At 42.7% G+C, this 22334-nt stretch carries 18 protein-coding genes; all 18 read left to right on the top strand.

From position 1 onward, the window contains the following. The 18 genes from PSI14_RS00370 to PSI14_RS00285 all read left to right on the top strand — a co-directional run bounded on the left by PSI14_RS00370 (window position 1) and on the right by PSI14_RS00285 (window position 22265). Window positions 1-1185: an FAD-dependent monooxygenase gene (locus PSI14_RS00370; RefSeq protein ID WP_273573859.1), complete on the top strand. Its 1185-nt coding sequence runs from the start codon at window positions 1-3 to the stop codon at window positions 1183-1185. A 58-nt stretch (window positions 1186-1243) separates the two neighbouring features. After that, entirely contained in the window at window positions 1244-2884 is a 1641-nt protein-coding gene (locus PSI14_RS00365) for a flavin-containing monooxygenase (protein WP_273573858.1), read from the top strand. A gap of 934 nt (window positions 2885-3818) precedes the next feature. Continuing rightward, the gene (locus PSI14_RS00360) at window positions 3819-4280 is read left to right on the top strand and encodes a PhzA/PhzB family protein (RefSeq protein WP_273573857.1); all 462 of its coding nucleotides are present in this window, start codon (window positions 3819-3821) and stop codon (window positions 4278-4280) included. A gap of 124 nt (window positions 4281-4404) precedes the next feature. Then, window positions 4405-5133, top strand: coding sequence for an isochorismatase family protein (locus PSI14_RS00355; RefSeq protein ID WP_273573856.1), 729 nt, complete (start codon window positions 4405-4407; stop codon window positions 5131-5133). After that, window positions 5130-7025, top strand: coding sequence for an anthranilate synthase family protein (locus tag PSI14_RS00350; protein ID WP_273573855.1), 1896 nt, complete (start codon window positions 5130-5132; stop codon window positions 7023-7025). The genes PSI14_RS00355 and PSI14_RS00350 overlap by 4 nt, the downstream gene beginning before the upstream one ends. Beyond that, window positions 7015-7308: a hypothetical protein gene (locus tag PSI14_RS00345; protein ID WP_273573854.1), complete on the top strand. Its 294-nt coding sequence runs from the start codon at window positions 7015-7017 to the stop codon at window positions 7306-7308. Before PSI14_RS00350 ends, PSI14_RS00345 begins: the two co-directional genes overlap by 11 nt. A gap of 60 nt (window positions 7309-7368) precedes the next feature. After that, a complete protein-coding gene (locus PSI14_RS00340; protein WP_273573853.1) occupies window positions 7369-8211 on the top strand; it encodes a PhzF family phenazine biosynthesis protein in 843 nt (280 codons plus the stop codon). 9 nt (window positions 8212-8220) lie between these two features. Further along, window positions 8221-8853 carry a pyridoxal 5'-phosphate synthase gene (locus tag PSI14_RS00335; RefSeq protein WP_273573851.1) on the top strand — a complete coding sequence of 211 codons (633 nt, stop codon included), beginning with the start codon at window positions 8221-8223 and terminating at the stop codon, window positions 8851-8853. A gap of 250 nt (window positions 8854-9103) precedes the next feature. Then, complete coding sequence (locus tag PSI14_RS00330; RefSeq protein WP_273573850.1) at window positions 9104-10126, top strand: 3-deoxy-7-phosphoheptulonate synthase; 1023 nt, start codon at window positions 9104-9106, stop codon at window positions 10124-10126. Window positions 10127-10988: 862 nt separating this feature from the next. Next, window positions 10989-12125, top strand: coding sequence for an efflux RND transporter periplasmic adaptor subunit (locus PSI14_RS00325; protein ID WP_442316483.1), 1137 nt, complete (start codon window positions 10989-10991; stop codon window positions 12123-12125). 13 nt (window positions 12126-12138) lie between these two features. Beyond that, window positions 12139-15231, top strand: coding sequence for a MexW/MexI family multidrug efflux RND transporter permease subunit (locus tag PSI14_RS00320; RefSeq protein ID WP_273573848.1), 3093 nt, complete (start codon window positions 12139-12141; stop codon window positions 15229-15231). 376 nt (window positions 15232-15607) lie between these two features. After that, complete coding sequence (locus PSI14_RS00315) at window positions 15608-17038, top strand: gamma-aminobutyraldehyde dehydrogenase (protein ID WP_273573847.1); 1431 nt, start codon at window positions 15608-15610, stop codon at window positions 17036-17038. 15 nt (window positions 17039-17053) lie between these two features. Beyond that, on the top strand, window positions 17054-17827 hold the full coding sequence (locus PSI14_RS00310) for a nuclear transport factor 2 family protein (RefSeq protein ID WP_273573846.1): 774 nt from the start codon (window positions 17054-17056) through the stop codon (window positions 17825-17827). Window positions 17828-17882: 55 nt separating this feature from the next. Then, on the top strand, window positions 17883-18635 hold the full coding sequence (locus PSI14_RS00305; protein ID WP_273573845.1) for a FadR/GntR family transcriptional regulator: 753 nt from the start codon (window positions 17883-17885) through the stop codon (window positions 18633-18635). A gap of 35 nt (window positions 18636-18670) precedes the next feature. Then, window positions 18671-18805 carry a hypothetical protein gene (locus tag PSI14_RS00300; RefSeq protein WP_273573844.1) on the top strand — a complete coding sequence of 45 codons (135 nt, stop codon included), beginning with the start codon at window positions 18671-18673 and terminating at the stop codon, window positions 18803-18805. A 37-nt stretch (window positions 18806-18842) separates the two neighbouring features. Further along, on the top strand, window positions 18843-20120 hold the full coding sequence (locus PSI14_RS00295) for a 4-aminobutyrate--2-oxoglutarate transaminase (protein WP_273573843.1): 1278 nt from the start codon (window positions 18843-18845) through the stop codon (window positions 20118-20120). Between the two features lie 180 nt (window positions 20121-20300). Further along, window positions 20301-20699, top strand: a complete 399-nt coding sequence (locus tag PSI14_RS00290; RefSeq protein WP_273573842.1) for a DUF805 domain-containing protein — start codon at window positions 20301-20303, stop codon at window positions 20697-20699. Between the two features lie 27 nt (window positions 20700-20726). Beyond that, complete coding sequence (locus PSI14_RS00285; RefSeq protein ID WP_273573841.1) at window positions 20727-22265, top strand: NAD(P)/FAD-dependent oxidoreductase; 1539 nt, start codon at window positions 20727-20729, stop codon at window positions 22263-22265. Window positions 22266-22334 lie beyond the last annotated feature (69 nt).

Raw genomic sequence — 22334 nt, 5'->3', positions numbered from 1 at the left:
ATGGCGGCGATAACTGATTGTTCAGGCAAAGTAGTCATTGTTGGTGCTGGAATTGGAGGGGTAACTCTTGCTGCCCTGCTTTCTTCGTCTGGTATAGAGTGCGACATTTATGAACAGCGGATGAAGCTCTCTGAAGATGGGTTTGGCTTGAATATTCAACCTGAAGCAGTATCAGTCCTGTATCGTTTGGGGCTTGCTGAAAAGTTGGATTCTTGTGGGATCCAAACCAGAGCACACCGCTATATCGACCATTCAGGAACAATTCTTTTCGAAGAAGCAAGGGGCATAGATGCTGGTTTTGATACTCCACAGATATCTATATCTCGCTCAGAACTGCTTAATCTAATCTTTGCTACAGCTAAGACAAAAGCAACCTTTAACTTTGATGCGAAGTTTCCTGCTGATTTTTTATATAAAACGAAGTGGGCAAAAGATCTGATCGTGGGTGCTGATGGTATCAATTCTGCAGTGCGCCAAACCTTATTTCCAGATTCTATGCAACTGAATTCCGGTGGCATGATGTTATGGCGGGGCATTACCCCTATGCCAAAACTTCTGGATGGTCGAACAATGATTATCGCTAATAGTGGAGAAGGGGTTCGTCTCATCGCATATCCTGTTTCCAAATCTCATGATCTGCGTGGAGAGAGCCTTATTAACTGGGTTATCCTTGTTCCTATGTCACTTGATAAGCAATTTGATACAACAATCAACCTTGATACAACAATCAACCGTTTTCAAGCTACAGATTTCCTGCTCAAACTTCTTAAAGAATGGCATTTTGATTGGTTAAATCTCCAAACATTAATAACCACAAGTAAAACACTTATGCGCACCGCGATGGTGGATCGAAAACCATTAAATAAATGGAGCCATAACCAGTGTGTTCTAATTGGTGATGCCGCTCACCCGATGTTTCCAATAGGTGCAAATGGGGCAACTCAATCTATCATTGATGCCGAAACCCTCGCCTCTGCTATCTGTGAATCCCCTGACGTCGAATCCGCAATAGCAAAATATGAGCAAGTACGTATACCCGCTGTATCCAAAATTGTAATGGCAAATCGGGAAATGAATTCGCGCGAGCTTGCTAGTCAAGCTCTTAATCAACAAGAGCGAATTCGAGAACTTGTTATCACGGCGACCAACTATAAAGCCGAAACGATAAGGACGCGTTCGGATTGACTTTGCTATCTCACTAATAATAACCCCATAAATGAATCTATAGCACAGGAGTTCAGAAATGAGTGAACAATCTTCTCTTCCCCAATTCGATGCTATTGTCATCGGTGCCGGTCTTTCTGGCCTTTTTGCCGCCCACAAAATTCATAACGAGTTAGGGCTAAAGGTACTTGGGCTTGAAAAAGGTAAAAATGTCGGCGGTACTTGGTATTGGAATCGTTACCCTGGCGTGCAGGCGGATACCGATGGATTTGTCTATCGCTACTCCTTTGATCGAGAAGTTTCGCCACAGTGGGATATGTATGCTCGATACCAAACTGGCGAACAGATGCGAGATTATTTGGAGAATGTTGCAAGCCGTAACAATATTTCGCCGCTGTTCCGTTTTGAAACTGGTGTTAGCGAAGCTATTTACGATGAGGCCAAAAACATCTGGCGGGTTAAAACTACAGATGGAGATATTATTACAAGCCGATATCTGGTAAGTGCTGTTGGAGTATTATCTGAGCCCGTTTTTCCAAAAATCAAAGACCTCGATAAGTTTAAAGGACAAATCATACATACTGCACGTTGGCCAGATAATCTGAAAATCAATGGGCAACGTGTCGGCGTGTTGGGAACAGGGTCGACGGGAGCACAGCTCATCGTTGCAACAAGTAAGGTTGCATCCCATCTGACAGTGTTTCAGCGGGCGGCTCAATATATTGTACCCGCGGGGCAAAGTCGCTTGACGACAAATGAAGTAGAGAGCTATTTCTCGAATTTTGAAGAACAATGGAAAGAATGGAGAAAAACGCGTCTGGCATGTGGCTTTGACGACCCCATTATAGGTGCGTTTGATGTGCCCTTGGAAGAGCGGAAGGCTATCTTTGAACGTGCTTGGAACGAAGGCGGGGGATTCGGCTTTATGTTTGGCACCTTCAATGATCTTGTTATCAACTCAGACTCCAACCGCGCCGCCTGTGAGTTTATAGCCGGAAAGATCAAAGACATAGTCAAGGATTCTGATACAGCCCGTCGTCTTACACCGACAGAGCCATATGCCAAGCGGCCTGTATCGGTTGATGGATATTATGAGGTATATAATCAGCCTAATGTTAAATTAGTTAGCTTGTTAGATACACAAATAGTACAAGCAACTGAAAAAGGCCTTCTCACTGCTGATGGCATTGAACATGAAATTGATATTCTTATCTTTGCTACAGGATTTGATGCGGTTGAAGGTGCTTATCGGAACTTCAAGGTGGTTGGGCGTAATGAGCATACTCTCCTTGAAACTTGGGATGAAAACCCTGCCGCATATCTTGGTGTTTTTACACCTGGTTTTCCAAACTTCTTTACCCTTCTTGGTCCTCAGGGGATATTTTCCAACCTTGCTGCGGGTATTGAAGCTCAAGTAAACTTCATCGGCGATATTATTTCGTGGGCTGAAAGTCATCCAGAGACTATTATTGAGGCTACTCCTCAAGCACTATCAGATTGGTCAGTACATTGCGAACAATTGGCAAACTATACTGTCTTTGCTCAGGTGAAATCCTGGATATTCGGGTCAAATCTACACAGTACTAGCCCTCGTGTTCTCTTTTATTTCGGTGGCCTTAAGGAATATCTTGCGGTTTTTGATCGTGAACGTAGCAATAATTTCCCTGGTTTCAATAGCAAAAATTTGATTGCAGATGAAAAAACTACACTTCTACTTTAAGGCACAAGTAGAGATAATCGTTCGTGCCAAAATGAAATGTTTTTCTGTTAACGTTTTAGGTTAACAACTAATACACGCATTATTATAAATTTCAGTATTAACTGACTAAGATAACTGTATTGTAATTCATTGCTATTTATCGAAAATATTGAGTTTTGGAAATGTAATAATTTAATAATCCTGAGCCACCTGAAAGCAGGTTGGTATAATAATTTTTAAGGAATAAATAATTATTCTTCTTCCTGCTATTCACATACATTTTAACGACGAAATTTTATTTTCTATTAACTTAACTGTGATGTTAAACACATTTTTGTATTAAACTCAATTTGCCCATTTACATTTTATTAACTTACATACTAGTATTTGGATCTTAGCAAGGTTTTTATTTTATACTTTTATTGTTTTTATGCGTTAATATAATGGTTGGTTGTGTCGATATTCTTATCATTTGAAATTTCTGCTAAGTAAATATATTGATATGTGATGATTTAACCTAATATCCGATCTGTTGTTATTTATATTTTTTCTTTTGTGTTACATTTTATATCCCATGTTTTTACGTAGGGTAATGAATAAAGGATTTAATGTGTAAGGTGTTAAGTTTAATGAAGGTTAAAGATGAGGTGGGTAAAATAAGTAATATTTTTTAATAAGGTTAATTGTAAGTTAAAACTATTTATGGGAAATTGTTGATTATATATAAAAGAAATTATCTGGTGTTGAGTATTTCAATATGGTGTGCTTAGAACTTATTAGGCATAGTCGCTATCATATCAGGAGGCTTCATAAGATTTTATAAACACTTTTATAATAATATATTGTAATGCAAAATTGGATTTAAACTAATAAACGTTGATATTAAATTGATTTTATTATCATTATTTCTTATTGTTATTTTATTATTAGTATTCTCGATTGAGGAGACAGTACCATGATTCAAGATAATGAAGTACGGCAACATAATCGATTGATTGTCGAAAAGTATATGAATACGAAAGGGCAAGATAGGCTGAAACGGCACGAACTATTTACTGAAGATGGATGTGGTGGGCTTTGGACTACAGATACAGGAGAGGCAATTATGATCAAAAGTAAGGCTCGTTTGGCTGAGCATGCTGTTTGGTCTTTGAAATGCTTCCCTGATTGGTATTGGTACAATATCGTTATATTTGATACCCAAGACCCAAATATTTTTTGGGTTGAATGTGATGGGAAAGGGATAATTCGTTTTGAAGGATATCCTGAAGGTATGTATGAAAATCATTTTATCCATTACTTCGAGTTTGAAAATGGAAAAATAAAAATTCAACGTGAATTTATGAACCCATGTCAACAGTTTAAAGCATTAGGTATTGATCTTCCTAAAATTAATAGAAGTGGCATTCCTACCTGATTAGTTTATTTGAGTTCTTTGAAGTAATTTAATCATAAACTATAGATATACCCAATGGATTTCAATATGTGTCGCGGTGGCAAGGGAGCAAATCCCCGGGAACATAGATAACTATGTGATCGGGGTGAGTGAGCGTAGCCAACAAAGAGGCAATTTGAAAGACGAAGGGTATAGCCATATTAATTATAATAATGGCTATTTTAAATATATTATTTTGCAATGGAGCAAAAGTATGGGTATTCCTAAAGTTGAGAGTTATACACTCCAATTACCTGAATTTAATGTGATAAATAGCGTGAAATGGAAACATAATAATAGCCGTAGCATATTGCTTGTACATGATATGCAAACATATTTCTTGGATTTTTTTTCTTTGAACTTGAAACAAGAATTGATAAAAAATTGTCAGAAACTTATCTCTTACGCTAGAAAAAACAATATACCTATTGTTTATACCGCTCAATGCGGTGATATGACTGAAAAAGAACGTGGTCTCCTTTATGATATATGGGGAAAAGGTATGAATAATAAAATTGAACATACTGCTATTGCAAAAGAAATAGCACCACGGGAGGAAGATACAGTTTTAACTAAATGGAGATATAGTGCTTTTCATGCCACACCTCTTGATGACATTTTCATTGAAAAAAAACGCGACCAAATAATTATTTGTGGCGTTTTTGCTCATATTGGAATACAGACAAGCGCTGTTGATGCTTACTCAAGAGATATTGAAGTATTTCTTGTACGGGATGCTATTGCCGATTTCTCAAAACAAGCTCATTTACAAACATTAATATATGCCACTGAATGTTGCGCTAGTGTATTGTCAACTGAAGAGGTTTGCAAATGACTACATCTCTTTCTTTTGAGACACAAACAATCCTGCAAAAAGTCGTTGCAGGTCATTTCGATACCTATGCTTTAGTGTATAGACCAGAAAGATTTAAAAGGGCAACGCTTGAAGTACTCATTGGCACAGAACAAATTCTTGAAAATCTGAAAGAGATAGATCAAATTCAAAAAGAACAACGGGATATTGGTAATTGGGGTGTTCTTCTTGTTACACCTTATTGCCAGATTAAAGAACGTGGTTTCACTATTATTGAAGACAATACACCTTTTCGTGTCCTTTGTATCAATGATTATGAAACGCTTTTACTTGAAGAAGCTATCGATATTTTACCTGATGTACCGATCAATCTTAGCAATTCTTATTTCAATCCAAATGACGAAAATTACGAAAAAATTGTCAAAGAAATAATTGCGAATGAAATAGGTACAGGGGAAGGTGCCAATTTCGTTATTAAACGTACCTTTAATGGTTCTATTACAGATTATAGTGATCATGTTGGAATGACGATTTTTCGTAACTTATTGGAACAAGAAAAAGGCGCTTATTGGACTTTTTTTATTCGTCTGAATGACGTGACCTTAGTTGGTGCTTCACCAGAAATGCACATTAGTCTAAATGTTAAATCAGTCACAATGACACCAATAAGTGGTACATATAGATTTCCTGCTTCTGGACAAACTCAAGACGGGCTTCTGGAGTTTTTACGCGATACTAAAGAAGAGGGAGAGTTATCGATGGTTCTTGATGAAGAACTGAAAATGATGACTGATATTTGTTCTTCTGATGTTAAAGTATGCGGGCCATCACTTATTCGTATGTCAAAATTGGCGCATGTCTGCTATAACCTGAAAGGTTCTACAGAACTGGCTATATCTGAAATATTAAAGCGCTCAATGTTTGCACCAACCGTAGTCGGTAGTCCTTTAGAAAATGCAACTAGAGTAATTGCACGCTACGAAAATTATGGGCGTTCTTATTATAGTGGTTTTATTGCTTTAATTGATGATCTCAATAGTAACCCACGGTTAGACTCTGCAATCCTTATTCGTACTGCTGAAATATCAAAAGATGGGAAAATGCAGGTGGGGGTTGGGGCGACTTTGGTTCGTGATTCTAATCCACTTTCAGAAGTTCAGGAGACTGCGGCTAAAGCAGCTGCTATTCAAAATGCTATGGGTATCACTACTTTTGATACTTTGCCTAAAAAAGAAAAAATTGCCCAGTTACTTAATAGAAGGAATGAGCGGCTTTCAACTTTTTGGTTCGGAGATATTCGTCATTCCCCTGAATATTCACTAAATTATATAAATAAACCAGAGATTGTCATCTTAGATAATGAGGATACTTTTACATCAATGATGGCATATCAACTACGTGAATTAGGTTTTAAAGTTGAAGTTAAGTCATACTCTTTAATAGGCGAAATGAGTCATTCAAAGTTACTTATTATAGGCCCTGGCCCTGGTGATCCATGCAAATTAACTGATTTAAGAGTTATCAAAAGCCGGAATATGACAATGAATGCAATAGCACAGAAGCAACCTTTTGTTTCTATTTGTTTTGGACACCAAATTTTATGTTCATTACTTGGTTTATCTATAGAACGTCTTCATCCACCAAATCAAGGGATACAAAAACAAATATCTATCTTTGGAAAAACAGAGTCTGTTGGTTTTTATAATACTTTTGCGGCTATTTCGGCTTCAGATTATATAAAAAGCCCTGTAGGTGATGTTATGGTTTATCGGGATGCCCAGTCAAAACAAGTTCATGGATTAAAAGGGAAAAACTTTTGCTCAATGCAATTCCATCCTGAATCAATTTTGACTAAAGAAGGTCATAGGATATTAAGAGATGCTATATTTTCGGTGATAACGAATGAAAATTGAATTAGTTTGGTGGGTTCTTGATGATAATGATCCTAGTGTAGATATTCTATCTGCAAGTTTGACAAAGCAAGTTTTAGAAGAATGGGGAAATGTGTCTAATTTGACTAAAAAAATTTGGTTTACTTCAAACAAAGGAAAGTGCTGGGGGGCTTTGATGATTTGGAATGGAGATAAACCCGATATTTCAGTAATGCCAAATAATATATCAGGAGAACTTATAGGAAGAATGCCCGATCACAGAATTACATTTGATGTATTAAATGAATTAAATATAGTTAATTAAATTCCTCAAGTATTAATTAAATATTTTACGGTTGAGCCAGTTTAATAACATAGGTGGAATATGCATAAGTATACTATTGTAAACTCTTTTGGGAATGCGTTATTTACCGGAAATCCCGTTGCTGTTTTTTTTAACTGTGACGATTTGGATGACTATCATATGCAAAAATTGGCTGCTGAATTAAATCTTTCTGAAACAACCTTTGTTCGTTCTCCTTTGAAAGAGGGTGATGCGAATGTCAAAATTTTTACTCCAGTCAATGAATTAGGTTTTGCAGGACATCCGTTACTTGGCACGGCGTTAGCTTTAGCACAAGAAACAGGATTGTCTGAAATGAATATCGAAACACAAAAAGGAGTTTATCGATTTTCAGTTGATTTAGTAAAAGAACAACCTTATACAGCTTATGTACAAATGGAGCAGCCAAAACCTGCTATTTCTCCTTATGAATATAGACAAGAATTGCTTGAGGCGCTTGGAGTAGAGAAAAGTACATTACCAATAGATATGTATGATGTAGGGCCGAGACATGTATTTGTTGGTGTTGAAAACGTCGATATACTCGCAAAAATTAGCCCGGATCTAAAAAAACTTTCTCAGTTTAATAACATGGCCGCTTTATGTTTCTGTCCAAATGGCGCTGGTGGTTGGCGATTACGTATGTTTTCTCCTGCTTACGGCGTTGCGGAAGATGCCGCAACGGGTTCGGCTGCCGGCCCTTTGGCACTGCATCTTTGTCGATATGGTTTAGTTGAGTTTGGAAAAACCATAGAAATTATGCAAGGTGTTGAAATGGGAAGGCCATCCTATATGAAATCAATAGCTAAAATGGAGAAAGCAGAGTGTTGCCTTGAAGCTGGCGGCTATGCATTTCAGATTGCAACAGGTCAATATTTTATTTAGGGCAAAAGCATGAGCAGCATTTTTGAAAGTATGACGGGCAAGTTGGATTATGTCTTTCCTGAATATGACTCCCTTACTAATGATCCTATTGGGTTAGGAAGAAAATGGTTACAAGAAGCAATTAATGAGGATGTCCGTGAACCTAATGCGATGGTTTTGGTGACCGCAAATCTTTCTGGAAACATGTCATCCCGTGTAATGGCTATCTTAGAATTCACAAATGAAGGTATTGTGTTTGCTACACATAGCTGTAGTCGAAAAATAAAAGATGTTAAAGATAATCCTTTTGCTTGTGGACATTTTTATTGGCGTGAACTTGGTCGCCAGCTTTCCATAAGTGGGAAGGTTAAAGCGCTTACTCGGGAACGAGCGATTGAGGAATGGAATAAACGTGCAATACCTTTGCATCCAATGTCGACAGTTTCCTATCAAAGTGAGCCTTTAATATCGAATAAACAGCTCCTTATATCTGCACAAAAGCTTGATGGTACTGGGGCATTACCTTGCCCAAGCAGGTATACTGTTTACCTGCTTGAACCTCATGCTATCGAGTTTTGGTCTGCAAGTTCTAACCGTTTACATAAAAGGCTACGTTTTGAGCATACTCAGAACGGGTGGGAGAGTTTAAGACTTCAGCCGTAATTAAATTCTTTTTTCTCGTGGCATTGGGCTATGTTATTAAATAATTTTAAAAATGAACTTTACTTAATAATGTTTAATTGGAATTTATTTTAGGGGAGCGTTATTAAAGACTTATTAAAAGGTATTAAAATGTAAAGATAACTAATGAATTATTGAAATAATATAATTCTGTTTTGTATTTATTACACAAAACTACGATATTTTTAAAAAATAATCATGATGATTGTAAAAGTATTGTTAGGGGTTAGTTATGAATCAAAATTTAGCAACATTACCTATTCCCAATCAACTTTTTTCTGAAATAAAGCTCATTTCTCAAATTCTGCAACATATCGATAGTAGTAGAAAAACTATTAAAAATATTTTAAAAGGAAAAGATAAACGGTTATTAGTCATTATTGGCCCATGTTCTGTTCACGATGAAGAAGCATGTCTGGACTATGCATCACGCTTGAAAGCTATAATACAACAGTATCAAGATTCATTGTTTATTGTAATGAGAACATATTTGGAAAAGCCTAGAACTACATTAGGGTGGAAGGGGTTTATTTCTGATCCTGATTTGGATGGCTCTGCTCACTATAAAGATGGCCTACATCGTTCGCGAAAGCTTCTTTATAATATTAATCAAATGGGAATAGCGACAGCAACAGAAATTCTCAGCCCATATCTATACATCTATTACTCTGATTTGATCAGTTGGGCAGCGATAGGAGCAAGAACGACAGAATCACAGCCACATCGGGAGCTTGTATCTGCGTTGCCTTATGCTGTTGGTTTTAAGAATAGTACTGATGGTAATGTTCAAGTGGCTATTGATGCAATTAAAGCGGCCAATCATTCGCATATAACTTGTTCTATTGATCATGAAGGGAAATTATCATTGATATCTACTTTAGGTAATCAATATGGCCATGTCATTCTTCGAGGGGGAAAAGAGCCTAATTATCATGAGATTGATATTTTGCAACTTAATGAAAAACTTAAAAATCAAGGTGTTAGCAGGTGTGTTGTGGTGGATTTGAGTCATGGCAATAGTCAAAAAAACCATAAACAACAATTAGTCGTTGCAGAGTCTATATGTCAACAAATAAAAAAAGGTATGGAAGTTATAAGAGGTATAATGGCTGAAAGCTTTATTGAAGAGGGTAATCAATCTCTGAATCATCCCTTAGTTTATGGGCAATCCATCACTGATCCTTGTTTGCATTGGCAAGATACTATAGTGTTACTCGATAAGCTTAATGAAGCAATGCTAAATAAAGTTTCATAATAGTAATATAGTTGCTTTTTTCATTCTTTTTAGCTGACACATAAACTAACAACAATGGTTATGTGTTACTGTTTCATATAAGGATTGTTACAAGAACTCAATTTTATTCAGCCAAGGTAAGTAAACAGGTAAAAATAATCATTATAATTTATTGTGATCAAAAATGTACTTACATATTAAGCTGTGAGGATGGGTATATCCCACGGCTTTCTTATTTCTATTAAATGGTAACTCTGTTGTTTCGGTTATTATTCCATCTGAAAAACATTAATAAAGTAATTAGTTTAGTACAGGCAATTATTTCAATTGAATGTCAATACCTTGTGCAGCCTTGATAATTCTAATATAACGTAACACAATTGAAGGAAAACGGTGTTGATTATTTTGATTACGTGAATCCGCCAATGTTTTTATTTTTATTCGTCTCTCTTGACCTCAAGTTAACTTAAGGTTTTATAATGCATATTCGTTTTACCCGTCAATCGGAAAAATGCCATGCTTTGCGCTTTTATTCCACTATGTTGGAAACTATGTTGGAAAAATAGTGTTTCTATATAAAAAATGTGAGGGTGATTTATGCGATGGTTTGATGAAATTAAGTTGAAAATTTCTAGGGCATAGGGTTTTATTCTATTATCTTTTAATATCGCATCAGCAATTGACCATTACTACTAACCATTTTTATAAGCCATACTTTTGGGAGTTTTCCGAGTAAAAGAAAAGAATTTCATTCTACTTTGTACTTGAACATACCACGGTTATTGGGGATTGTTGGCAACGGAAATACAAAAATTACGAATCCCTTGAGAAAAATACAAAGTATAAGAAAATATTTCACACAATGAAAAGGTTGATATAAATGATAGGAAAAAAAATCGTTGTTGGCCTGGGAATCGCTTTATTGTTAGTGGTTGGAATTTTCGTTTATAAACTAAATAGTTCAGCTAAGAATGAATCAGGATATATGGCCTACCCACCTGTGAAGGTGGCTTTGGCGGAAGTAAAAGAAACACATCTCCCTAGAATATTATATGGTGTTGGGGAGCTTGAGGCTGACAGACAAATACATTTGGCATCGGAAACCAGTGGTAGAGTAATCAGTATTGCGTTTCAGTCTGGTCAATATGTGGAGAAAGGTCAGTTACTGGTGCAAATTAACGATGCAGTTGAACAGGCTGAACTTGTTCGTTTGCAGGCTCAGTGGAAAAATGCTGACAGGCTATATCAGCGCATCAGCAAATTATTTACCAACAAGGTTGCTGCTGCTACAGAACTGGATAATGCGTTGGCAGAGCGTGATATGGCGTTGGCTGCGATTCGTCAGACCGAAGCACTAATTGCTCAGAAAGCAATTCGGGCACCATTTTCAGGCGTAATGGGAATTCAACAGGTGCATATAGGACAGTTTCTACATGCGGGTGACGCTATTGCCAATTTGGTGGATGCAAAAAATCTTAAACTGAACTTCTCGTTGGATGAACAGACGAGTCCTGAATTGCATGTTGGGCAGACAGTAAATGTACTGGTTGATGCTTATCCGAATCAGAATTTCCCCGCCAAGATAAGTGCCATTGATCCCTTGATTGGTAAATCCCGTACTGTACAAGTACAGGCACTCCTGAATAACCTTGATGGGAAACTGAAAGCAGGAATGTACGCTAGTATCCAAGTTGTGCGTCAAGATAATATTCCAGTTTTGACTATACCAGAAACGGCTGTGACCTATACCGCTTATGGGGATACTGTATTTGTGGCACAAGGTGCAGGACAAGACGCGGAAAAGCATGGAAAAACAACTGAACAACAGTCTATGACAGTAAAACGTGTTTCCGTTGAAGTGGGTCAACGTTGGAACAGCATGGTGGAAATCAAAAAGGGGTTGTCTCAGAGAGAGTTAGTTGTGACATCAGGCCAACTGAAATTAAATGATGGCACACAAGTGGTTGCGGTAGCTGATGATACATTGAATACAGCAAAATCACCTGCGACGGGTTCTTAATGGAGACGAAAAAATGACATTTACCGATCTTTTTGTTCGTCGCCCAGTGCTTGCTCTGGTAGTCAGTACATTGATCCTGTTGTTGGGTATGTTTGCCCTGAGTAAACTTTCCATTCGGCAATATCCACAATTAGAAAGTTCTACAATCACCGTCAGGACGGAATATCCAGGTGCATCATCTGACTTGATGCAAGGATTTGTCACTCAACCTATTTCACAGGCAGTTTCTTCTGTAGAAGGGGTGGATTATCTATCTTCTTCTTCGGTGCAAGGTAGAAGTATCGTTACTATACGTATGGAGCTTAATCGTGATTCCACCCAAGCCTTGGCACAGGTGATGGCAAAGGTAAACCAAGTCAGGTACAAATTGCCAACACAGGCTTATGATCCTGTTATTGAACTGTCATCTGGGGAATCAACGGCTGTCGCTTATGTTGCATTTTCCAGTGACACTTTGCTCGTACCCGCTGTGACGGATTATCTTTCAAGAGTGGTTGAGCCAATGTTTTCCTCCATTGAAGATGTTTCAAAAGTGCAGGTAATGGGGGGACAACAGCTTTCGATGCGTTTATGGCTGGATGCAGATCGTCTTGCCGGACGTGGATTGACTGCTGCGGATGTTGCAGCCGCGGTCAGGCAAAATAATTATCAAGCCGCGCCAGGGAAAGTGAAAGGGGAATATGTTATTTCAAATGTGCATGTTAATACCGATCTCACCAATGTTGAGGAGTTTCGTGATCTGGTTATCCGCAATGATGGCAATGGGTTAGTTCGTCTTAAAGATGTTGGCACTGTGGAATTGGGCTCTGCTGCAACTGAAACCAGCGCGATGTTGAATGGTAAAGCCGCTGTGCATTTGGGATTATTTTCAACTCCAACAGGTAACCCACTTGTTATTGTCGATGGTATCAAACGTCTGTTACCTGATATCCAAAAAACACTTCCTCCGGGAGTTAAGGTTGAGTTGGCATTTGAGACTTCTCGTTTTATTAAAGCGTCGATTGATGAAGTTGCCAATACTCTATTAGAAGCATTGATTATAGTTATGATAGTGATCTATCTCTGTTTGGGATCATTGCGCAGTGTATTGATTCCAATTGTTGCTATCCCTTTGTCGATGCTAGGCGCTGCGGGATTAATGCTGCTATTTGGTTTCAGTATTAATTTACTGACTCTATTGGCAATGGTGCTGGCAATTGGTCTTGTGGTCGATGATGCTATTGTCGTTGTTGAAAACGTACATCGTCATATTGAAGAAGGAAAGTCACCTATTGCGGCAGCCTTAATTGGCGCGAGAGAAGTAGCAGGTCCTGTAATTGCAATGACGATTACTCTTGCCGCTGTTTATGCACCGATTGGTTTGATGTCAGGGCTGACAGGTGCTTTATTTAAGGAATTTGCTTTAACGTTGGCAGGGGCTGTTATCGTATCAGGTGTAGTGGCTCTTACTTTATCGCCAGTAATGAGTTCTTTTTTATTACAGCCGAAACAGCAAGAAGGAAGAATGGCTCTGGCGGCTGAGGCTTTTTTTGACAAATTAGCTCACTATTATTCTCATTTGCTCAATATTTCTTTACGTTATCGATGGGTTACAGGCGTATTTGCTTTATTAGTTGTTATAAGTTTGCCTTTACTCTATAAACAAGCGCGTCAGGAATTAGCTCCAGTAGAAGATCAGGCGGGAGTATTGGCAGCAATCAAGTCACCACAACATGCTAACCTGGATTATATAGAGCGATTTGCCCACAAACTTGACCGAGTATTTAATGAAGTTCCAGAGATGGTCGGTACATGGATTATTAATGGGACGGATGGGCTTTCTTCAAGTTTTAGTGGCGTGAACTTGACAGAATGGAGTGAACGCAAGCGCACGGCCTCGGACATTCAGGCACAATTACAAGCGGCAGTAGGAGAAGTAGAAGGGAGTAGTATTTTTATATTCCAGCTTCCACCATTACCTGGCTCCACTGGGGGACTGCCCATTCAGATGGTACTGCGTAGTTTGCAGGATTACCCCATCCTATACCAAACAATGGAAGAAATTAAACAGCAAGCACGTGAGAGCGGATTATTTGCTGTTGTAGACAGTGATCTGGATTATAACAATCCAGTAGTACAAGTGCGGGTTGATCGTGCTAAAGCCAATAGCTTGGGGATTAGAATGCAAGATATTGGTGAATCACTGGCGTTGCTGGTAGGCGAAAACTATATCAACAGGTTTGGGATGAATGGTCGCTCATATGACGTCATTCCACAAAGTATACGCAGTCAGCGATTAACGCCAGAAGCATTGGCACATCATTTTGTACGGACCGAAAACCAAAAGATGATCCCACTTTCTACAGTGGTGTCAATCTCGACGAAAGTTGAACCCAATAAACTGACTCAGTTCAATCAGCAGAATGCAGCAATTTTTCAGGCTATTCCTGCGCCAGGAGTGACCTTAGGGCAAGCTGTGACTCTTCTTGAGGGAGTACTGGATAATTTGCCAGCAGGATTCAGCTATGATTGGCAATCTGATTCCCGTCAATATAAACAAGAAGGTCATGCTCTGGTTTTTGCTTTTTTGGCTGCGTTGATCATCATTTATTTGGTATTGGCTGCTCAATATGAAAGCCTTGTTGATCCCTTGATTATCTTGATCACTGTACCACTTTCTATTTGTGGCGCTCTGATACCATTAGCTATGGGATATATTACACTCAATATTTATACTCAGATTGGATTGGTAACGCTAATCGGACTTATTAGTAAGCATGGTATCTTAATGGTGGAATTTGCCAATAAGTTACAGGAAGTTGAAGGGATAGATAAGCGTTCAGCGATCTTGAAGGCGGCCAAAATTCGTCTTCGCCCGGTATTGATGACGACAGCAGCAATGGTGATCGGCTTGATTCCACTGTTGTTTGCCAGTGGTGCGGGTGCGAATAGCCGTTTTGGTATTGGGCTGGTGATTGTATCTGGGATGCTGGTGGGAACATTTTTCACTTTATTCGTACTGCCGACGGTATATACGTTCTTGGCAAGAAACCATTCTTCTTCTGCGATAACACCGAGAAAGCAACAATTGATCGAGGCTGATAAAATACTGAATAAGTCAATTTAACGTTATTTTAATCTCTTAGAGTCAAATTCCCTGCCGCTTGCGGCGGGGTTCTTCATTTTAGTGCCTCACTTCCATGTTAATAAGCTTAGCGAGCTTATGAGGTGTCCATAATTATTACACCACTAATTATTACACTACTACCGCCAGACTGAACCCGTAGGTTTGCCCATATTGCCCGGTCTGTAAAATCTGAAATTCTCGACCCTGCTCACAGATCGGCATATTTTTCCTGAACAGAAGAGTCGGAAGTTACATCTATGTATCTAATTATTCTTTTGTTTTTACCTTTTGTTTACAAAATTGACATTAATGCAACCGTTGAATATATTAAATCATAGGTTATATTTTATGCTATTCAATCCATTGGGAGGTAACCATGGCGGTACCAACGTTCAGGCATTTCATTAATGGTCAGTATGTTGAATCTAAAGGTTCCGAATATTTTGACTTGGTAAGCCCGGTCACTGGTGAAGCCTATGCGCGTTCTCCTAACGCGACTGCGGCGGATGTTGATGAAGCTTATGCATCGGCTAAAGAGGCGTTTAAAATCTGGGGGCGCAGCACACCGTCAGCACGTCAGAAAGCGTTGCTGGCATTAGCCGATGCGGTGGAAAAAAATACTGAACGTCTGATCGAAGTGCAAAGCCGCAATACGGGGCAGCTCAAGCATCTGATTGCCTCTGAGGAAGTTGCGACGTCAGTGGATCATATTCGTTTCTTCGCCGGTGCCGCCCGTTTTTTGGAAGGCAAAGCTACTGCTGAATATCTTCCTGATATGACGACCAGTATCCGGCGCGAGCCATTGGGTGTGGTGGGGCAAGTTACACCGTGGAACTACCCGCTGATGATGGCAGTATGGAAGATAGCGCCGGCGCTGGCAGCGGGCAATACTGTGGTACTCAAACCGAGTGATACCACGCCGGAAAGTACTCTGTTGCTGGCTGAACTGGCCGCTCCGTTCTTCCCTGTCGGTGCATTCAACGTGGTGCTAGGTAATGCCAGCGCCGGCGCTCTGGTCGTTTCACACAAAACGCCAGCGATGGTTTCCATCACGGGTTCCGTACGCGCAGGTTTGCAGGTTGCCTCTTCGGCTGCGTCTAATCTCACCAGAGCACATTTGGAACTAGGTGGCAAAGCGCCAGTGGTTGTTTTCGCCGATGCAGATATGGACAAAGCGGTGAAGACCATTGCTATTGCGGGGTACTTCAACGCTGGTCAGGATTGTACGGCAGCCTCGCGTGTGCTGGTGCATGAATCTGTTTACGATACCTTCGTCGCCAAACTGGTGGCAGCAGCTAAAGCCACCCGTTTTGGCTATCCGGAAGATAAAGAAGCACTGTATGGGCCGCTCAATAATGCTTGTCAGCTGGAGCAGGTTAAAGGGTTCATTGCGCGTCTGCCCGCTCATGCCCGTATCGAAACAGGGGGCCGTCAGGCCGAACGTTCGGGTTATTACTTTGAACCTACGGTAATTACCGGTCTGGAACAGCACGACGAAGCAATCCAGACCGAGATTTTCGGCCCGGTTATCACGGTGCAGAAATTCCGCGATGAACAGGATGCCATAGAGAAAGCTAACGATGTGAAATACGGACTGGCTTCCAGTGTCTGGACCCGCGATCATGGCCGTGCGTTGCGCCTGTCACGTGAACTCGATTTCGGTACAGTCTGGATTAACACCCATATTCCTCTTACGGCAGAAGCGCCGCATGGCGGCTTCAAGAATTCCGGATATGGTAAAGATCTGTCGGCTTATGGCTTCGATGAATATACGCGTATCAAACACGTGATGAGTTCCAACGACTAACACAGGATATCCGTAATGATTCAGAATAGATCTCCCCGCGACTTGGTGTCGCGTGCACACCACGCGTTGTTTACTGACCTTGATGTAGGGGCGCTTGAGCGTTATTTTGCGCCGCATTTCATCGAACATTCCCCGTTAATCAGAGATGGTCTTGCCGGATTGCGTGAGTTAGTTCGGACACATCCTGAACTGCACCACGAAACGTATCGTGTTCTTCAGGATGGTGATCTGGTTGCCATCCATGGTCGTTTTACGGGGTTAGACGCCCGGCCGTTGGTTGGTTTCGATCTGTATCGGGTTGCCGACGGCTTAATTGTGGAACACTGGGACGGCTTGGTACCGCAGGCTGCGCCCAATGCCAGTGGCCGGACTCAGTTAGACGGCCCGACTGAAGCCGATCAGGGCCATGACCGGGAGAAGAATCGCGAACTGGTGGTCAATTTTTTCACACGTACCCTGATCAAAGGTCACTACGAAGAGTTTGGGAACTACACCAATGGTGAATTGTTTCGCCAGCACAGCCCCGATATTCCCGATGGTACGGTTGCTCTCATCTCATTTCTTAAGCAACTCAGGGATGAAGGGCAAGGCCTGCATTACGCCAAAATTCACCGTACAGTAGCTGATGGGCAGTTTGTTCTGACCCATTCGGAGGGCAGTATTGCCGGAGCGCGTCACAGCTACTTCGAGCTATGGCGCATTGAGAACGGCAAAGTGGCTGAGCTTTGGGATGCTATCACTCCAGTACCGGAGGATGTGGAAGCGCTGCATCGCCACGGTATTTTTTAGTGTCGTTTGCAGACATGCTGGAATCCGTATTTTTTCAAGCAGGAATTAAAAAATAATGGCACATTCCATCGTCTACGCACCGCTCGATCAGGCCACCCGGGCCGAACAGGTTGTGGAACGTTTAAGTAACGCGATTATCTCCGGGGTATTACAAACCGATGAGCAGTTGCCTAATGAAAACGAGCTGTCGCGTTTGTTGGGGGTGTCGCCGGTAACTGTACGCGATGCCCTGAATACACTGCGCACCAGACAGTTGATCGATACCCGGCGCGGACGTCATGGTGGTAGTTTCGTGTGTCAGGTTCCCGTTGAGACAGCGCGGAAATATCACCCGTTGCGGTTGATGGCTTCAGGCGAGCTCGCGGATTTCAGCGAATTTCACTGTGCCGTGATCGGCCACAGCGCGAGGCTTGCGGCGCAACGTTCAACGCCGGGTGAACTGCAAAATCTTGGACAGTTGATCGACAGCTTTGCAGCCGCGACACAACCGGATGCCCGTATACAGGCAGATATGCGCTGCCTGTTAACTCTGGCATCCCAGGCACAATCGGCCAGGCTTGCCAATCAGGAGTTGGAGATTCAGGCCGAATGGACGCCTCTGGTGGCGCTTCTGTACCGGGAAACTGTGGTACACCGCGAGGTTGTCACTGCCTGGTGTTCGCTCCTGAACGCTCTACATAAGGCGGATGACTTAGCCTGTTATCAGCTGGCGCAGGGGATGATTACCCGAATCACTGACCATCTGCTGGAATGCAAATTGCGCATGGATACCGATGCGCCGTTCTTGCAAAGACCCGCCCGCGAGTAACGCGGCTGTATTCATCCCAGAAAAGGAAGTGGCATATGTACAACAACATACATGTAGAACAGGTCAGGAATATCTTGGATGATATCCTGACCTCGGCACAAAGGGCCACCGCACGTCTGGTTATCCTGCCGTCATCACACACCGAATCACATCGGGCGTTTGCCTGCTGAAGCCCACTTATTTCAGATTGCTGAGGAGTTTTCATTTATGACTGAATCTATGTTAACCAAAAGACGCAACGCGGCTATCGCTAAAGGCGTGGGCGTGACCACACAAATCTATGCGAAGCGTGCGGAAAATGCTGAAATTTGGGACATCGAGGAGCAACGTTATATCGATTTTGCCGCTGGTATCGCCGTGGTGAATACCGGCCACCGCCATCCACGCATCATCGCAGCAGCCAGAGAACAACTGGAACAGTTTACCCACACCTGTCATCAGGTAGTGCCCTACGAAAATTATGTGGTATTGGCCGAACGTTTGAACCGGCTGGTGCCTGGGAATTTTGCGAAGAAGACCGTCTTTGTCACTACCGGGGCCGAGGCGGTGGAAAATGCCGTGAAGATCGCACGTGCCGCTACCGGGCGCAGTGGCGTGATAGCTTTCAGCGGCGCTTTCCATGGCCGTACCTTCCTCGGTATGTCATTAACCGGCAAAGTTGCACCGTACAAAATGGGGTTCGGCCCACTGGTTAGCGATATTTACCGTGTTCCGTTTCCGGTCGGGCTGCATGGCATTAGTGTGGAACAGACGCTGAATGCGCTGGAGAATCTCTTTAAAGCCGACATTGAGCCCACGCGCGTCGCGGCCATCATCATCGAACCAGTACAGGGCGAAGGCGGTTTCTATCCTGCGCCTCCCGAGCTGCTCAAAGCCCTGCGTAAAATTGCCGATTGCTACGGCATTGTACTTATCGCCGATGAGATCCAGACTGGATTCGCGCGTACGGGCAAACTGTTTGCCATGGAGCATCATGAGGTTGCTGCCGATCTGACCACTATGGCGAAAGGTCTGGCGGGAGGGTTACCGCTGGCTGCTGTGACGGGACGAGCAGAATTGATGGACGCTGTAGTGCCTGGCGGTCTGGGAGGAACCTATGGTGGTAATCCGGTGGCGATTGCGGCCGCCCATGCGGTGCTGGATGTGATTGAAGAAGAGAAGCTGAATGAGCGGGCGACGCAGCTGGGTGACCAGCTAAAACAACGCCTGCATGAACTGCGACCGCAAGTCCCGCAGATCGCCGATGTGCGTGGGCTCGGGCTGATGGTTGCGGTGGAATTTAACCGAGCGGACAGTCAGGAACCCGATGCCGGCTTTACCAATGCGGTACGTCAGAAAGCACTGGAGCGTGGCCTAATTTTATTAACGTGCGGTGTACACGGTAACGTGATCCGTTTCCTTCCGCCGCTGACTATACAAAATAACGTCTTTGACGAAGCGCTTAACATTCTGGAGATTGTGCTGCTCGATCTGACTAAAGCGTAAAGAGGGGGACGTAATGATTGTGCACCGGCTTAAGGGGATACTGAGTAATCCAATGCCTGCTTTACTCAGCATTTTTCCACAGAGGTTTTTTGTCGCTTAATCGGCGCTGACAGGCGGGATTAACCAAAAAATGGGCGGGGCGGCAGGGTAGAACCTGCTGCTTTATAAGAGAGGACAACAATGCACGAGTATTTAAATGTATTAAAGAACTATGCATGTTTCAGGAGGCGAGTACAGCGTAAGGAGTTTTGGTATTTCGTTCTGTTCCAGAGCTTAGCTGTATTTATTATCTCTTTCTTTGAACGTTACTTTGCCGTTGCCAATCCTGAAATTTATATGGGCTGGTTCAGCGCCGTCTATCTGCTGCTCACGTTTTTGCCCGCACTAGCAGTGAATGCCCGCCGCCTGCACGACATTAACTGTAGTGCTTGGTGGTTACTGCTGCATCTCATACCGTTTATCGGCACCGTTATTTTGCTGATTCTCGCCGGTTTGAAAGGGAGTTCTGGCAGCAATAAATACAGCTCAGAGAGTCGGATTCACTTACAGGGAAACGCCCCGGATCAGTCCAGCGGGTGATTTTAAGATCATGACAGGAGTGCTGAAATGACAATTAACAGAAGAAACTTTATCTTTACCGCCGCGACGCTCGCGGGGGTGGGAGTGCTTTCATCCGTATTTCCCACCTTCTCCCTGCTCGCACAGACCTTAACCACGGCTGATGCTTCTATCGTCAATATTGATAAACTCCGGCCAATACTGCTGGAGGATGCACAGTACAGAGCCAGCCGACTGGGGCTGGATCCGCGCATCTGGAGCTGGCATAAAGATGCCGCTGACCCCATGCCAGCCAACTATTATGAAGCCTCTCTGGCTGACTGGTCAGCTTTTGGAAGCCTGCCTAGGGACCTGAGTTGTGAGGTTGTGGTCATCGGTGGTGGGTTGCTGGGGGCTTCCACGGCATTGCATCTTGCTGAAGCGGGCGTGGACGTGATTCTGGTTGAAAAGGATAACATTGGTTCAGGAGCCTCTGGCCGTAACGGGGGACAGATGACCCCCGGGATCGCACGTTGGGAAGCTGAAACCATGCTGGAAAAACTTTCATCCGATGAGGCTAAACGTTTATGGCGTTTTGCATCGGTTGAAGCGATGAATCTCGTGGATGAACTCCGTGATCGTTACAGTTTCGGATGTGACCGCAAGTATGGTCATATTACTGCTGCGATACACGCAGGCCACATGGGGCCGCTGGTGGCTAATGCCGATGCCCGGCGCCGGCTGGGAGATACGGCGGTGAAGGTTATCGGACCGCACGAACTACAGGAAGAATATGTGCGTTCTGGCATCTACCATGGAGCAAATATCGACAGTATCGGCGGGCAGGTCCAGCCTCTGGCGCTATTGCGTGGTTTGATTTATGGTTTCGCCAAACTGGGTGGACAAATCTATGACAACACGAAAGTGACGGGCATCAGGCAGGATGCTGGTGGTACAGTCGTAGAAACTGAACGGGGGGCTATCAGGGCGAGTAAAGCCGTGGTGCTGGGTGTGCATGGCTCCACTGGTAAGTTTATCTCCGGCCCTTCCACCACGATGCCTTTTTTCACCTACGTGGCGGTAACGCCGCCGTTGCCAATGAATATCAAAGATCTGATCCCGTCAGATCTGCCAATTTACGATACACAGTTACAGATCGACTACTATCGTGCAGTGCGCAACAACCGCCTGTTGTTCGGTGGACAGGGTACTGGCAACTCCTGGTCACCGCGTGATGTGAACAATTATCTGCTTGAGCGTATCAGAACCGTGTTTCCGCAGCTGGAAAAACCCGAACTGGAATATTCTTGGGGTGGGATCAGCGACCTGACCCTGAATGGTGCCACCGACGCCCGCAAGAGTGGTGATAGCGTACCCGTGTATATGGTACATGGCTGGAGCGGTCATGGAGTGGCGCAGACAGTGCGTATTGGCAAAGCTATCAGCGACGATTTTACCAGACGAAACAACGACTTTACCATGCTTACCAGCATTGACCACATGAATATCCCTCTGGGATCCTATCTCTCTCCGGTAGCCATTCCGTTGGTTAAGGGCGTTCTGGGAGTGATAAGCACACTTAATCCGGCAGAGATGGTTTCATTCTGAGCAGCAGAGTGTGGGGTTTCAGGGGCAATGGAATGGTAATTCACTATAAGGACTTCTCCGGTCGGTCAG

Origin of the sequence: Xenorhabdus anantnagensis (genome assembly GCF_028598555.1) — a bacterium.
GTDB lineage: Bacteria > Pseudomonadota > Gammaproteobacteria > Enterobacterales > Enterobacteriaceae > Xenorhabdus > Xenorhabdus anantnagensis.
The sequence above is the reverse complement of the archived record's forward strand: the minus strand, read 5'-3'. Positions and strand labels throughout refer to the sequence as shown.

What these genes read in the sequence shown, in the direction of transcription:
- PSI14_RS00370 (WP_273573859.1), top strand. Translation starts at nt 1, where the DNA reads ATGGCGGCGATAACTGATTGTTCAGGCAAAGTAGTCATTGTTGGTGCT.
- PSI14_RS00365 (WP_273573858.1), top strand. Translation starts at nt 1,244, where the DNA reads ATGAGTGAACAATCTTCTCTTCCCCAATTCGATGCTATTGTCATCGGT.
- PSI14_RS00360 (WP_273573857.1), top strand. Translation starts at nt 3,819, where the DNA reads ATGATTCAAGATAATGAAGTACGGCAACATAATCGATTGATTGTCGAA.
- PSI14_RS00350 (WP_273573855.1), top strand. Translation starts at nt 5,130, where the DNA reads ATGACTACATCTCTTTCTTTTGAGACACAAACAATCCTGCAAAAAGTC.
- PSI14_RS00345 (WP_273573854.1), top strand. Translation starts at nt 7,015, where the DNA reads ATGAAAATTGAATTAGTTTGGTGGGTTCTTGATGATAATGATCCTAGT.
- PSI14_RS00340 (WP_273573853.1), top strand. Translation starts at nt 7,369, where the DNA reads ATGCATAAGTATACTATTGTAAACTCTTTTGGGAATGCGTTATTTACC.
- PSI14_RS00335 (WP_273573851.1), top strand. Translation starts at nt 8,221, where the DNA reads ATGAGCAGCATTTTTGAAAGTATGACGGGCAAGTTGGATTATGTCTTT.
- PSI14_RS00330 (WP_273573850.1), top strand. Translation starts at nt 9,104, where the DNA reads ATGAATCAAAATTTAGCAACATTACCTATTCCCAATCAACTTTTTTCT.
- PSI14_RS00320 (WP_273573848.1), top strand. Translation starts at nt 12,139, where the DNA reads ATGACATTTACCGATCTTTTTGTTCGTCGCCCAGTGCTTGCTCTGGTA.
- PSI14_RS00315 (WP_273573847.1), top strand. Translation starts at nt 15,608, where the DNA reads ATGGCGGTACCAACGTTCAGGCATTTCATTAATGGTCAGTATGTTGAA.
- PSI14_RS00310 (WP_273573846.1), top strand. Translation starts at nt 17,054, where the DNA reads ATGATTCAGAATAGATCTCCCCGCGACTTGGTGTCGCGTGCACACCAC.
- PSI14_RS00305 (WP_273573845.1), top strand. Translation starts at nt 17,883, where the DNA reads ATGGCACATTCCATCGTCTACGCACCGCTCGATCAGGCCACCCGGGCC.
- PSI14_RS00300 (WP_273573844.1), top strand. Translation starts at nt 18,671, where the DNA reads ATGTACAACAACATACATGTAGAACAGGTCAGGAATATCTTGGATGAT.
- PSI14_RS00295 (WP_273573843.1), top strand. Translation starts at nt 18,843, where the DNA reads ATGACTGAATCTATGTTAACCAAAAGACGCAACGCGGCTATCGCTAAA.
- PSI14_RS00290 (WP_273573842.1), top strand. Translation starts at nt 20,301, where the DNA reads ATGCACGAGTATTTAAATGTATTAAAGAACTATGCATGTTTCAGGAGG.
- PSI14_RS00285 (WP_273573841.1), top strand. Translation starts at nt 20,727, where the DNA reads ATGACAATTAACAGAAGAAACTTTATCTTTACCGCCGCGACGCTCGCG.